This is a genomic window from Mycobacterium sp. IDUB_39 (assembly GCF_055419205.1).
Genome location: NZ_JBVAXF010000002.1, coordinates 258,497 through 270,901 on the forward strand (window position 1 = coordinate 258,497; position 12,405 = coordinate 270,901).

Sequence of the window (12,405 nt, forward strand, 5' to 3'; positions counted from 1 at the left end):
CACTGTCCCCTGTGTGAACCAGCTCCGGATCCAGTCCCACGCGGCAACTCGCCTGCCACACTCACAGCGTGCAAATCACCGAGATCGCGGGGTACCGCGTCATCCGGCAGCTCGGTGCGGGCGGAATGGGGCAGGTGTTCCTCGTGCAGCACCCGCGTCTTCCCCGTCAGGATGCGCTCAAGCTGCTCGATGCCGGGGTCTCCCGCAACGACGACTTCAAGGCGCGGTTCCAGAGAGAGGCCGATCTGCTCGCCCGGCTCTCGCACCCGAACATCGTCACGCTGCATGACCGCGGCGAGTTCGAGGGCCGGCTGTGGATCACGATGGAATACATCGACGGCACGGACGCCTCGGAGCTGCTCAAGGCAGACGGCCCCCTCGACACCGACCTGGCGGTCCAGCTGGTCGGCGCCGCGGCCGCGGCGCTGGACTACGCCTGGCGGAAGCAGCGCGTCACGCACCGCGACGTGAAGCCGGCGAACATCCTGGTGGGCATCGACGAGTCCGACGGTGCACCGCAGATCGAATCGGTGAAGCTCGCGGACTTCGGCATCGCCAAGGCCGCCGGTGAGTCCACCTCGCTCACATCCACCGGGATGACCATCGGGACCATGCAGTACATCTCGCCGGAGTCGATCGAGGGCGAGGTGGTCGATAACCGCTCGGACATCTACTCCCTGGGGTGCACCGCATTCCACCTGCTCACCGCACAGCCGCCGTTCGCGGGAACCACGATCGCCTCGACGATGTCCGCGCACCTAACCAAGCCGGTGCCGTCGATCACTAGGGTCAACCCGCATCTGCCGCAGGCGATGGACGCGGTCTTCGAACGGGTGCTGGCGAAGAACCCCGCCGACCGGTACCGGTCCTGCGCGGAGTTCGTCACCGCGCTGCAGGAGGCGGTAGGCGGCGAGGTCCGCTATCCGGCATCCGCTCAGACGCTGGCGGCGGTGACGCCGAACTCCGGTGCTGTAGACCCGGACGCGCCGACGAAGTTGCGGAAGGGCGCGACGGAACCTGCGCCGCAACCGAAGTCCCGGAAGACTCCGATCGTCGTCGCGGTGGTGGCCGCGGTCGCGATCGCGGCGGTCCTGCTGGGGCTCTACGTGTCGCGTGATGGGAGCAGCGACGTTCCGGCCACTCCGGCGGTGAGCCCGACCGTGACAACCACGACAACCCCTACGAGTGCAGCACCGTTACCCCCGCCTGCGGTGACGACACCCGAGCTCACCAGCACCACGCCGACAACGACGACCATCGCGCCGACGCCGCGGACCACTGGTGCGACCACAACGGCGGCGTCCCCGCCCATCGCCGCCGGCCTGCCGTGCGACAGCCCCGGGGCGCGCTCGCCTGATGGGAGATTCGGCTGCAGCGGACTGAACCTGATCTGGGTGGACTTGAACGCGCCGCCTCTTCCCACGATCGGATGGGACGCGATCGGGCAGCCCTGTACGACCCCGGGCGCCAAGGCGCGGCTGGAAGCTTCTGATGGCGTCCTCACCTGCACGGCCACCGGAAGCGGCGGCTACGCCTGGGTGAGCGGGCCGCACTAAGGGCGGTGCGGTTGCGAGCGGCCTCGAGTTCCCTACGCCCGTAACGATATCCGGAGTCGCACGGTGCAGCTGTCCCTTCCAAGTTGCACGGGGATGGCGCAGAGCGGCAGCTGGTGGCGAACCTGTTGGAGGAACGGCCGCCGGGTCTCAGCGTCGAGGAGGTTTACTCGGAGACGCTGGACTGACGAACTACTCCGCTGAGCCCAGCCCCCCTCGCGGCCCGCGGCACGATCCGCAGCTCGCCACGTTTCTCTTGCTCACGCAGGTGCCTGCTGGCGGGCGGGATGCAGGTGGCCCAACGTCCAGCTGGGGCGCAACTACGGGTTCAAAATAGCGATCCAACTGTGTCGAATAACGACGGTGCGTGACTGCCCTCGATCTTGGGCTTGAGGGTCGCCGACAAGTAATCACGGGCATCCGCGAGCATGAGCTCTTTCATCGACTTGCCGTCACGGCCGCGAAGGTCTGGGTAGAGCCATGCCGCACGGGCGCCAAAGCTCTTCGCGTCAAAATCGCCGAGGTCATCTCCCGTTAGAGACTTCGCAAACATGTCTCGTCGAAAACATTTGTCTCGCACAACGCTCAACTTGAGAACTAGTTCAGGACTCTCTGGCGAACCAGGATCGGTGGGCGAGTGTTGGCTCGCCAGGAAAGCCGCCGTGTCGAGGAAGGCATCAGCATCCACGATTGCGTCTTCGCACGCACTCTGAGCTGTCCGGAACTCGGATACGCGCTGATGGTGATATGTCCACAAAGCAAGAGTCACAGCAACCATTGCAGAGACGGCCGCACTTACGAGAGCAATCCGCCACTTGCCTTCCGCATCGCGCCGCGGATTGCCCATCGGGCAAATTGTACGGTGCGCGGCGCCGAACCTGCCGTCCATCTGGGGTGTACCCCAACGCGCCGCGCACCCGTTCCTGTCAGTGCGCACATCTAGGGTCCGAATCGCATTGTTCGACAAGGTGTCTAGGCAACTCCTAGGCGTTATCTGTACGGAAGGGCCGAAGATGAGCGAGCGAGTCGGGTACGAGCGAGTCAGCACGTTGGACCAGTGCACCGATAGGCAGCTGGTGGGAATCGAGGTGGATCGCACGTTCACCGACAAGGGGAGCGGCAAGTCGACGGACCGTCCGGCGCTGGCCGAGGCGCTGCGATACGTCCGCGACGGGGACACCCTCATCGTCCACAGCATGGATCGGCTCGCCCGCAACACCGAGGATCTGCTGCGCGTCGTCCGGGAGCTCACCACGCAGGGTGTCCGCGTCGAGTTCATCACGGAGGGGCTGACCTTCACCGGCGACGACTCTCCGATGAACAACCTGCTGCTGTCGATGCTCGGGGCGGTCGCCCAGTTCGAGCGGGCGCTGATCCTGGAGCGGCAGCGCGAGGGCATCGCGATCGCCAAGGCGAAGGGTGTGTACAAGGGCCGCAAGGCCAAGCTCACCGTCGCCCGGGCCGAGGAGCTGCGGACCCGACTCGCCGCAGGTGAGTCCGCGACCAAGCTCGCCGCGGAGTACGGCGTGAGTCGGCAGTCGGTCTACAACTACCGCGAGGCGAAGGCGGACGCGGCGTGACCAAGCACGACTCCGCCGCCGAAGCACTTCGTGCCGACGCACCGACTCCGGACGCTTGGCTGATCCGAGTTGGGATGGGCGGGGACGGGCGGCGTAGCGCTCTGCCTCCACGCTTACCCCCCTGTGATCCGAACGCAGCTGCTCGCACGCTGAATAATGCGTCATGCGATCGCACACGTATAGGAGGCATCACGGTGAGCTACCTCGACCACACAGCCGCGGCTGAAGCCAAGGCTCATGCGTACGTCTACGAAGTACTCGAACTGAACCCGGCCGACCCGTTTCCCGACGACGACGAACTTCGCAACGACTACGACGCTCTCCTGAAGGCCTTCCGTGCTGGCGTGTACTGGGCTCTTGATGAGCTGCCGAACGAAGCGGACGGTTAACTGCCGAGTTCAGGAACCGCCGGTTCCCCCGCGGTTCCACCACAGCGGGCGGGCGGCGTAGCGTCCGGCTACTCGTCGTCCTGCGGCTGCTCGGGCACCTGCTGCGCGATCGCCGACCACTCCGCGGTCGGTCCCTGCAGCCGGCCGAGCACCATCGCCTCGGACACGGCGGTGTACCGCGCGAGGGCGCAGAGGTAGGTGCGCATTGCGACCACCGCGTACATCGTGGTCTGCGCAGTGACCCCCAGCGTCACGTGCATCGCCGCTGTCGACACACCTCCCACCGACGGGCCGGCGGCCGCGTACCCGACGAGCCCCGCCTGCCGGAAGCGCCCGTGCGTCGCCGCGGACAGCAACGAGTACGGCAGCCCTGCCAGCTCGTCCTCCTGCAACCCCGACGCCCGGTAGAAGTCCTTCACCAGCTGCGTCTCCGACGGCGCCGCGTCGTCGAGCCCCCGACCCGCGCGGGCGAGAATCGGGGCGTCCCACGGCCGGGGTTTCTTGCGGTAGACCGCTTCGAGTCCCGCCGTCGAGCCGACGGCCAGGTAGTCGGCGGCACGGGCGTCGCGTTCGGCAACCGCTTCTTCATCGTCCGCCGGGAACGGTAGGCCGTACAGCGCCGCCAGCTCCTCGTTCAAGAACCGCCGAAGCCGCTCCTCCTTGGACCCCGCGGTGAGGACGTACCACGCCTTCGCCGCGATGACGGCAGACGTACGCGCCAGCGGGAACGGCGCCAAGGTGACGAGGTCGGTGCGCAGGATGGCGGCGATCCCGCGGAGCAGGTCGCATTGCTCAAGCCCGACGGCACCCTGCTGCGTCGCCAAGGTCAGCAAGGTCTGCTTGGACCGCGTCCCGGGGTGGTCGTCGCTCGCGGCTCTGTCCCGCATCGCCTCGCTGCCGATGTTGAACGGGTGCGACAGTTCCGACTTGAGCAGGCTCTCCGCGGCGTCGACGAACCGCACCACCACATCGGCGAAGTACTCGAACTCCGGTGGCGTCAGGCGGCCGGTCAGCGGCGGCGGGGATGGCATCAGACGAGGGTAGGCACCGGGCCGACAGGATCGGCGCGGCTTGCGGGGCGGTCGATCCCGGTGCGAGGTTCGGCCAGGTCGTCTGGCCAGTGTCGTGAGTTGCGGCCATGTCGGTCCGTCGACGCGAGTGGTGATGCTGGTCAGCTCTGGTAGGGCAGCTCTGACTTCTCGACCGTCGTATCCAGGTAACCGTGCCGTTCGAGCATTCGGCTGACGGTGACCGGTGCCAGAGGGTCGGTCACCGACGGCCCGAGCACCACCGTGACCAGCGCGTCGCGCGGTAGCGGCAACTCGACGTAGGGCGTGAACAGAGTTGCTCCGGACGATCGAAACTTCACGTCGAGTGTCATCTTCGGCGTCTTCGCGAACGAGGTGAACGGCGCTCCGAGGTCGGCCATGGCCTTCCGCTGCAGCAGCGTCATGCCGCCGAAGTGCTCGGAGGCGGTGATGCGATGCTCACGCTCGTCTTGGAAGGCTTCGTGCTTGATCAGCGGCACATGCGGAAGGATCCCTCCCAGCTGGGAGATGTAGTTGTGGGCGTCGGTGGCGGGGTCACCCGTTGTACCGATGCTGCGAACCATCTCGACGAGGTTCGTCACGAGTGTGTCGCGCGCCGAGTCGCCGTACTCGACCGGTAGCAGGAAGCATCCCCACGTGACGGGCTGCTGGTTCTGGTCGAGGACAGCCGACAGCTTCCCAGCTTCGTGTTGGTGGTGGTATCCGGCCTGCAACACCCGGATCTTCTCCGCGTCGAACCCGAGCGCCACACCATGCCCGTTCGCTCCGTATCGGCTCCACTGACTCACGGCGTCCTTGAGCTCGGTGAAGCACGCGACGAAGACGGACTGGTCGTAGCTCCTGATGTCGTCGGCTTGCAGTCGGCGTATTGCGTCGAGCATCGTGCTGTAGGCGTGCCCGTGCCCGTCGTCCGGAGCCTCGGCGAGGGTCCGGAGGCGGGCCACGAACGCATCCCAGACGTACGACAGCTCGAGCGAGTCGTTGAGGTAGCGGAAGTCGGTCGCGCGGATAGCGCAGTTCTCGACGACCCCGGCGAGGGCCTGGGTGTCGGTGTACTGGTAGAGCGTCTGTCCCACTGGGTCACGCTATCGCGACCCGCTGCGTGACAGATGCCGCCGGCTCTTCAGCGAGGAGTGCGATAGCCGAAGTGAGTGGAACCGATCGCCGAGGTACGTCTAAAGATTGTGGACGAGTTCGCAGAAGACCTGCCGCCGCCGCGGCTGCCGCCCGCCGTGGAGGCGTATCTGGCCGGGGAGCGGGCGTGGTACCGGCTGCTGCGGGATACGGGACTGGTGCCCGCGGATTCGTTGTTGGCGGATTCCCCTTGGGGACGTGGGTCGGCAGCCGCCGCGAGGAGTACAAGAACGGCAGACCCGACGCAAGCAGAGTAAGCCAGCTCGAGGGGGGACTACTCCGCCGCGGCGGTGAACAGGTCCGGTTCCGGTTCCTTCGGCGGTGGTGGGTCATCAGGCACGACGATCTTGAACCCGAACTGTCCGTCGCACTTCAAGAGGTCGTTGTCGCGGGTGTACAGCTGGGTGCAGCTCCACTGCTCCGCAGTCGCCAGGATCGACGCATCCTGTCCCTTGAGCTGATGGACGACCGCGAGCTCGGCCGCCCGCCGCGAGGTCCGCTCCGACAGCTCGGCGACGATGAAGTTCGACCCCCGGATCCAGTTGAGGGCCTTCGCCACGCGCTCCTCGCGCACCGCCGTGGGGAGGTGATGTCCCCGGATGTCCCCGGCACCCGCGATCTCCGCGATCACAATGGCCGGCAGCAGAACCTGGTGGCGCTCACGGTGGCCGGCCAGCAGGTACTCCGCGCGAGCGGCATGCGCATCATCGATGGGGACCAGAAGGTCGAGCACCACTGACGAGTCGACGGTCACTCGCTTCAACCGTTCAGCCACGCATCGTCCTCACCCAGTCGGCGGGGTCGACCCCGGATGTCCAGTCGTTCCCGAGCAATCCCCGGCCGTCGGCGGCGGTTGCCGACCCGCCAGCAGGTTCGACGGGTTCGATGCCCTCCACGGAGAGGTGGTCTATGCCACCGGTCGCGTCGCGGGCGATCTCACCCCAGACTTCGACCTGGCGCTCGAGGTGCTCGCGCACCCGGGGTGCGTTGCCGAGGGTGAACCGCAACTCGATGATGTCGCCGGTGTCGGCCCGGCGCAGGCCGGCGGACCGCTTCTTGCTGCGGGGGTCGTTGCTGTACCGGTAGAGGACACCGCGCATCGCACCCAGCGACTCCGAGGACGGTGCGAGTGCTTTCTCGGCGTTCTCCTGGATCGCTGCGTCGATGGCGGCGACGGTGTCGCCGATGCGGAGGCTGATCGAGTCGACACCGCGGCGGGAAGTCAGCTTCGCCAGCCCCACGACAGCCACCAGCGAAGGACGGGTCCACCCGTTCGGCAGGACGGGCCCGCGGCGCAGCTCGTCGATGCCGCCGCTGATGTCGTCGAGGGATGTGCCGGCGACCGACATGGAGATGTGGGCACTACCGCCGTGCAGGTCGGTGAGCGTCAGCTGCACATCCTCGGCGCCGGTGAGGCTGGTGACCAGCGTCTGCACCTGTTCGATGGCAGCAGCGACCGCCCCGGGGTCGAGCGCGGTGCCCTCCAGGTCGACGGTGATCCCATCCGCGGCGGACAAGGTCTGGCCTCACTTCCGTGACTGGTGTTGTCAATGATGCCCCAGATTGTTGCGCCGGGCACTGACACGCCCTTTTGGGATTCAACCCGTTACTGACGGCTACTCCGCACCGGCAGCGGCTACCACGGCTCCGGCGGAGGGCAGACGCGGTCGAACGCGACGCACCGGAACGGGTCGTACGCCGCCGCGGTCACCTTCTCGAGCAGCGGAACATGCGGTGGCCACTTCCAGCTCAACCACCGCGCGACGCAAAGCCCGGTGACACTGACGGCGCCGGCATCCTTGAGAGCGGCGGCGGCCGACTGCAGCGACGTGCCACCGGTCCAGGTGTCGTCCACCAGCAGCACCCTCGCGCCACCGAACGCGGCAACGGAGGCGGCGAAGCGGCCAGCGTCCGCGACGCGAGGGGCCCCGACCGGGCCGACGCCCATGGTCCAACGCTTGATCCGGCTGGATCCGCCACGCTCGGGATCGTCTCCGACGATGCGCGCGACGTTGCGGGCGATTTCTGCGACCGGGTGAATTCCGGTGCGCTTGGTCCGCGAGGGAACGAAGGTCACCACGTCCCACTCGGCGTCGTTTTCGGCGTCGCGGATGCACCCGTCGTGGATCCACGTCATGTTGTTGGTGAGCAGGTGCACATCGTCCACGAGACGTTTGGGTGCCGGATGCGCCTTGTACTGGCGCATCGTCTTCGCACTCTGGGCGTACTCCTGCGGATTGTGCCCGTCGATATAGGCCAGCAAGAAGGTGCGGTCGCAGGTCATGCCATCGAGAGCGTTGTGGATGCCCTGGCAGTCCCCGCATACCTCGGCGGACGTTGGCTGGCGGCAGACGGTGCAGATGCCCGGACCCGGGCCGGCGACGTTGCGGAAGTAGGAGACCCGGCTGAGGCCGTCGCGGATGCGCGACTCGGCGAGATAGTCGGTCACCAGGCGGTGCCGGCGGGGACGGGGCTGAGATGCGCACGCACCGATTGATCCGCGTCAGCGATCCGTTCCAACTGGTCGATCGCCTCGTCCGTGGTCCGAGCAACGAACACATCAGGGCGGTCACGCAGCTCCCTGCCCCACGTGGTGCCCTCCGCGACGCTGCGATGCAACACCAAGCGGCGGCCATGCGAGACGGCTTCCAGCGCCTGGTGGCGGGTGCCGGATTTCTCGGTGGCCGCGGCGATCACGGTCACACCGGAGTAGGCGCTCATCGTCTTGTTCCGGGCCGGGAACGCCCACTTCGCGCCCCGGAACCCGGGGAGGAACTGGGTGAGCAGCAGACCCCGATCCGCGACGGTCGCCTGGAGCTTGGCGTTCGGTGCCGGGTACGCGATGTCGAGGCCGGTGCCGATCACGCCGACTACGCGCCCACCCAGGTCGAGAGCAGCGGTCATCGCGGCGGTGTCGATTCCCTCAGCGAGCCCTGACACCACGGTGACGTCGTGTTCCACAAGGCCGCGGGCGACGTTACGGGCGAAGTCGAGAGCGGCGGGAGACGCTTTGCGGGAACCGACGATCGCTACCGCGTAGTCGTCATCAGCAAGAGTGCCCTCGGCCATCAGCAGCGCTGGTGGCCGCCTGGCGGCGCACACTCGGTCTGGGTAGTCGGGGTCCAGCACCGTGAGAGTTCGCCAGCCTCGTGCGTGCCACAGTTCGATGTCGTGTGCAGCGGTGTCACGATCTGGACCGGACCCGGGGACGGGAATCAGCGTGGCGCCCAGGATCTCGTCCCACAGCTGTTCGGCGGACTCCGCCTCGAGCAGCATGTCGCCCAGCTCGGTGAGCTTGACGGTCTTCGGCAGGTCGCGCATCAGGGCCGCGATGGTCGCCGCTGCTGAATACTCCATGCGCACCTCCGTTCCTCTGATCTGCGCGTCTACTGCGAAGGCTAGTCCGCCACGCCGGGGCCGCTACTCGACACTCCGCGGATAACCCGCAGCCTAGAGCTGAGGACCGACAGGCTCCGGCGCGCTCTCCCACCGCGTCCACGTGCCGGCCGGATACGACCGCAGCACCACACCGAGATAGATGATCTCGAGCGCGCCGTTGTTCTCTTCGCCGCGCAGCTTCTCCACGTCGAGGTAGCGGGTGCCGGCAATGTGCTCGACCTCGCCGGTGCGCAACCACACCGTGACTGCACCTCGCCCGGACATCAGGCACTCGGCGTAACGGTGCGAGTCGCATTCCATTACGGAGGTTGCCATCGGCCCCGAAGCCTCGAAGAACCGCTCGGCTGCCGTCGCATCACTGCTGCTGTTCGTCATGCAGACGACGCTACTTCGGAGGGGTGCACGCAGCTGGGTGCGAGCCGCGGCGCTGTCGAACTCTGCCGGAGCGGCCATGAAGAGACGAGGGCACATACGTGTCACTCACACCACGAAGAATCAGGAGAGCCACGCCATGGCGATCTGCGGATATTGCAACCATTCCGGCTACCACGCCCAGTTCATCCCGCCGGGAGCTGACCCGTCGAGGCGGTGCGGTGACTGCCCGCGTTGTCGGCAGGAGTCGGACCAGCGGGCACGGCGCCGGTAGCTGAACGGCTGATCCCCGGGGCCGGTCGATCTGGTGCCGGGTACACCAACCCGCGGTGGCATCACATCACGCCGCTGACGGGGCATCATCGAGTTCGGCTGACGGAACTTGTCGAAGGCGACGGGCGACGGGCGACGGGCGACGGGCGACGGGCGACGGGCGACGGGCGACGGGCGACGGGCGACGGGAAGCGTGGCATGTCGGCCGGCTCACACCCGCGTCGACCAGTTCGGCGAGAACGGGAGCAGCTTTCGGGTGGACGTGCTGATGATCCGCCGATCCTCTTGTCGGACCGGTAGAGCAACAAACCGCGGTAGTGGGACGTCATCACAACCTTCGGGGTCCCACTCGTCCTCGTCTGGTAGACCCGGTCCGGTCATGCGTGCGTTGATGCCGCTGAACTCGCCTTCGGGGTTCTTCTTCGTCAACTCGTGGGACATGGTGCGGATGACCGATCCCTCAGCGGCGATGGGGCCGTAGATCGCATCGCGCACAGCACGCGCCGCGACGATCGTCACCTCGCCCTCCTGCCCCGTGTACCGACGCCGGGCGACGTTCCATAGCGACGACACCGCGCGCTGGATAAGGAGAGACACCTCGATGTCCTGATCCGGGAGCGTGTGGGTCAGCGACACCCACCACTCCGGTCCGCCCTTCGCCCCGGGAGTCTCGGGCTTGTGCAGGTACGTGAGCTGCGAACCCGACGCGAGTTGGATCGGGGCTCCACCGTCGGGCGGTGTGAACACCATCCGGGTGCTCTCGTCGGTGTGCACCACGGTGAGGCCGTGCTTGGCCGAGTTGTACAGGAACGACTCGGACAGGACGGTGTCGGCAGCGGTCTCCAACAGCAGCTCCCACGAAGCGGTCGTGTCCTCGAACTCGTCGGCCTCCACATCGAGATCCGCATCGGTCGGGTCCGCCCCGCCGAGGAACACCCGGGCCACGTCGTCGCGGTCGAACCCGGTCCGCAGGGCTGTGCTGACCTTCGTCTTGAACTCGACGAAGCTGACCGACGCCGCCATGCCCAGCCACGGGCAGTCCTGCTTGTCGACGTGTGCGAAGAACAGTCGCAGCAGCATCTCGCAGGCGTGGTGCAGGACCAGGACGCACTCGGTGCGCACGTAGCGGTCGCGGGCCTCCTTAGACGGAACCGACGCGCCGACGCGGCGGGAGACGCCCACGACCCGTTCCGACTCGTACGCGGGCGCAAGGGCCTCGGCTGGCGCCAGCATCAAGGTGACGGCCTCGATCTTGGTCAGCAGGTACTCGCTCGGGTCGTCCTCGTAGAAGGTGGCGTTCAGTTCGGAGAACAGCTCGTGCGCCAGTCGCGGGCCGGCCGACGCGGCAGCCTTCGGCTTGCGGGGTGGCCTGTTGCGGTTCCGCGTCATCAGCGCAGCGTAGGGCGGGCCACCGACACCCCGGCGGACATCTGCTCCCTCGCCTCTGGATTGGTACGCCTCAAGCGTGTGCAGTTGGGGCCGACAGCTCCGGCTCGGCGACGAGCCCTTAGATCGGCTCAGCGACGCTCCACCAACACGACCTGAGCCACTCGTCCCCCTGCACCTGCACCTCGTACTTGACCCCGATCTCCTCAAGCCACCGCAGCGTTCGCTCCGTCATCGCATAGAGGGTTTGCGCCAACACGGCTTTGTCGGTGGGCTCGCCGGCGGCGGGAATCGTGGCGAACATGTCCAGCAGGTCCGGCCAGAGCCCCGCCATGTAGCGGTCCCACTGCTCGGGCAGCGGGTCCGGGGCCGACCGATCGTCACCGTCGTAGAAGCGGTAGGCGGCGGCGTATGAGACGCCTTTGACCAGTTCCTTCGCCCCGGTCAGAACAGTCCTGCAGGCCAGGTAGAGGTCCGTGTCGTTCAAGCGAACAGATTCGGAGAGCGCCGCCCGAAACGCACGCAGGTCGTCGGACAGCGACTGGTCGTCGTGTGGGAAAGGCTCGGTGATGATCCGGTTGGCGGCGACCTCGCACTGGTACTCGTTGATCGCCTCGGCGAACGGCAGCAGGAGGTCGTTCACCGCCGGGGATTCACCACGGGCGGCCTCGGCCAGATCCCCGGTGTCCAGCGCGGCGAGAGTCTGGACGATATGTTGCGGCTCGTGCGCCGCGAGGTGTGCGAGGACGCCGGACTTGTTCGCCACCTGTTCATCGCTGTCCGCCTCCGTGCTGATGAACAGGTTGCCGTCCACGACGATGTCGAAGCCGCTCCCGTCGGCGCGGGTGAGCGTCTTGGCCACCGCGGTGTTCGCACCGCGGTCAAGGGTGTAGGCGTTCCCAGATGCCGGCCCGAACTGCTCCGGCGCGACGTGGGCCAGGGTCACGGCCATGTTGACCGCCGGCCACACGGACACCGTCGTACCCGGCGGAACGACGTCGTTCACCGTCTGAGTGAAGGCGCGGACGCGTTCGGCGATGAGTCCGGGGGTCTGATGCAGACCGGGGATTGCTGGCAGCCCACGGGTCCGCTTGAACTCGGCGATCGTGTGTGGCCTGACATCAGGGCCGTACTTGAACCGCACGACGGTCCGCGGTTCTGGCGCCGCCTTGGGTTTCCTGCGCTTGCTCGACACCGGATAAGTGTGCGTCGAGCCACCGACAAGTCATGCGTGCCGCACCGCCGCGCGACACTCCTCGCCCGCCGCACC

13 protein-coding genes are annotated in these 12,405 nt (G+C 67.2%); 3 read left to right on the forward strand and 10 right to left on the reverse strand.

The features are described 5' to 3' along the window. The first annotated feature begins 68 nt into the window (after positions 1-68). Positions 69-1,556 carry a serine/threonine-protein kinase gene (locus ACZY0X_RS07445; RefSeq protein WP_463769015.1) on the forward strand — a complete coding sequence of 496 codons (1,488 nt, stop codon included), beginning with the start codon at positions 69-71 and terminating at the stop codon, positions 1,554-1,556. A 325-nt stretch (positions 1,557-1,881) separates the two neighbouring features. Here the strand turns inward: ACZY0X_RS07445 and ACZY0X_RS07450 are convergent, their stop codons facing one another. Then, on the reverse strand, positions 1,882-2,400 hold the full coding sequence (locus tag ACZY0X_RS07450; RefSeq protein ID WP_463769017.1) for a hypothetical protein: 519 nt from the start codon (positions 2,398-2,400) through the stop codon (positions 1,882-1,884). A gap of 166 nt (positions 2,401-2,566) precedes the next feature. Between ACZY0X_RS07450 and ACZY0X_RS07455 the strand changes: the two genes are divergently transcribed. Together ACZY0X_RS07455 and ACZY0X_RS07460 are read left to right on the forward strand one after the other, a co-directional pair. Continuing rightward, positions 2,567-3,133 carry a recombinase family protein gene (locus tag ACZY0X_RS07455; RefSeq protein WP_463769019.1) on the forward strand — a complete coding sequence of 189 codons (567 nt, stop codon included), beginning with the start codon at positions 2,567-2,569 and terminating at the stop codon, positions 3,131-3,133. A gap of 194 nt (positions 3,134-3,327) precedes the next feature. Next, the gene (locus ACZY0X_RS07460) at positions 3,328-3,522 is read left to right on the forward strand and encodes a hypothetical protein (RefSeq protein ID WP_463769021.1); all 195 of its coding nucleotides are present in this window, start codon (positions 3,328-3,330) and stop codon (positions 3,520-3,522) included. Positions 3,523-3,590: 68 nt separating this feature from the next. On the opposite strand, the gene ACZY0X_RS07465 is transcribed toward ACZY0X_RS07460, so the two are convergent. From ACZY0X_RS07465 to ACZY0X_RS07505, 9 genes are all read right to left on the reverse strand, one after another. Next, positions 3,591-4,553 (reverse strand): hypothetical protein, encoded by a 963-nt coding sequence (locus ACZY0X_RS07465; RefSeq protein ID WP_463769023.1) that lies wholly within the window; start codon positions 4,551-4,553, stop codon positions 3,591-3,593. 140 nt (positions 4,554-4,693) lie between these two features. Further along, complete coding sequence (locus ACZY0X_RS07470) at positions 4,694-5,647, reverse strand: DUF2971 domain-containing protein (RefSeq protein WP_463769025.1); 954 nt, start codon at positions 5,645-5,647, stop codon at positions 4,694-4,696. A gap of 332 nt (positions 5,648-5,979) precedes the next feature. Then, positions 5,980-6,480, reverse strand: a complete 501-nt coding sequence (locus ACZY0X_RS07475) for a type II toxin-antitoxin system VapC family toxin (protein WP_463769027.1) — start codon at positions 6,478-6,480, stop codon at positions 5,980-5,982. Next, positions 6,473-7,222: a hypothetical protein gene (locus ACZY0X_RS07480; protein ID WP_463769029.1), complete on the reverse strand. Its 750-nt coding sequence runs from the start codon at positions 7,220-7,222 to the stop codon at positions 6,473-6,475. The genes ACZY0X_RS07475 and ACZY0X_RS07480 overlap by 8 nt, the downstream gene beginning before the upstream one ends. Before the next feature lie 119 nt (positions 7,223-7,341). Beyond that, positions 7,342-8,154, reverse strand: a complete 813-nt coding sequence (locus ACZY0X_RS07485) for a phosphoribosyltransferase (protein ID WP_463769031.1) — start codon at positions 8,152-8,154, stop codon at positions 7,342-7,344. Next, complete coding sequence (locus ACZY0X_RS07490) at positions 8,151-9,062, reverse strand: DNA-processing protein DprA (RefSeq protein WP_463769033.1); 912 nt, start codon at positions 9,060-9,062, stop codon at positions 8,151-8,153. The genes ACZY0X_RS07485 and ACZY0X_RS07490 overlap by 4 nt, the downstream gene beginning before the upstream one ends. Before the next feature lie 93 nt (positions 9,063-9,155). Then, on the reverse strand, positions 9,156-9,479 hold the full coding sequence (locus tag ACZY0X_RS07495; protein WP_463769035.1) for a hypothetical protein: 324 nt from the start codon (positions 9,477-9,479) through the stop codon (positions 9,156-9,158). Between the two features lie 480 nt (positions 9,480-9,959). Continuing rightward, entirely contained in the window at positions 9,960-11,138 is a 1,179-nt protein-coding gene (locus tag ACZY0X_RS07500) for a hypothetical protein (protein ID WP_463769037.1), read from the reverse strand. Between the two features lie 118 nt (positions 11,139-11,256). Next, positions 11,257-12,330 carry a hypothetical protein gene (locus tag ACZY0X_RS07505; RefSeq protein ID WP_463769039.1) on the reverse strand — a complete coding sequence of 358 codons (1,074 nt, stop codon included), beginning with the start codon at positions 12,328-12,330 and terminating at the stop codon, positions 11,257-11,259. Between the last annotated feature and the right edge of the window lie 75 nt (positions 12,331-12,405).

What these genes read in the sequence shown, in the direction of transcription:
- ACZY0X_RS07500 (WP_463769037.1), bottom strand. Translation starts at nt 11,138, where the DNA reads ATGACGCGGAACCGCAACAGGCCACCCCGCAAGCCGAAGGCTGCCGCG.
- ACZY0X_RS07455 (WP_463769019.1), top strand. Translation starts at nt 2,567, where the DNA reads ATGAGCGAGCGAGTCGGGTACGAGCGAGTCAGCACGTTGGACCAGTGC.
- ACZY0X_RS07490 (WP_463769033.1), bottom strand. Translation starts at nt 9,062, where the DNA reads ATGGAGTATTCAGCAGCGGCGACCATCGCGGCCCTGATGCGCGACCTG.
- ACZY0X_RS07465 (WP_463769023.1), bottom strand. Translation starts at nt 4,553, where the DNA reads ATGCCATCCCCGCCGCCGCTGACCGGCCGCCTGACGCCACCGGAGTTC.
- ACZY0X_RS07450 (WP_463769017.1), bottom strand. Translation starts at nt 2,400, where the DNA reads ATGGGCAATCCGCGGCGCGATGCGGAAGGCAAGTGGCGGATTGCTCTC.
- ACZY0X_RS07495 (WP_463769035.1), bottom strand. Translation starts at nt 9,479, where the DNA reads ATGACGAACAGCAGCAGTGATGCGACGGCAGCCGAGCGGTTCTTCGAG.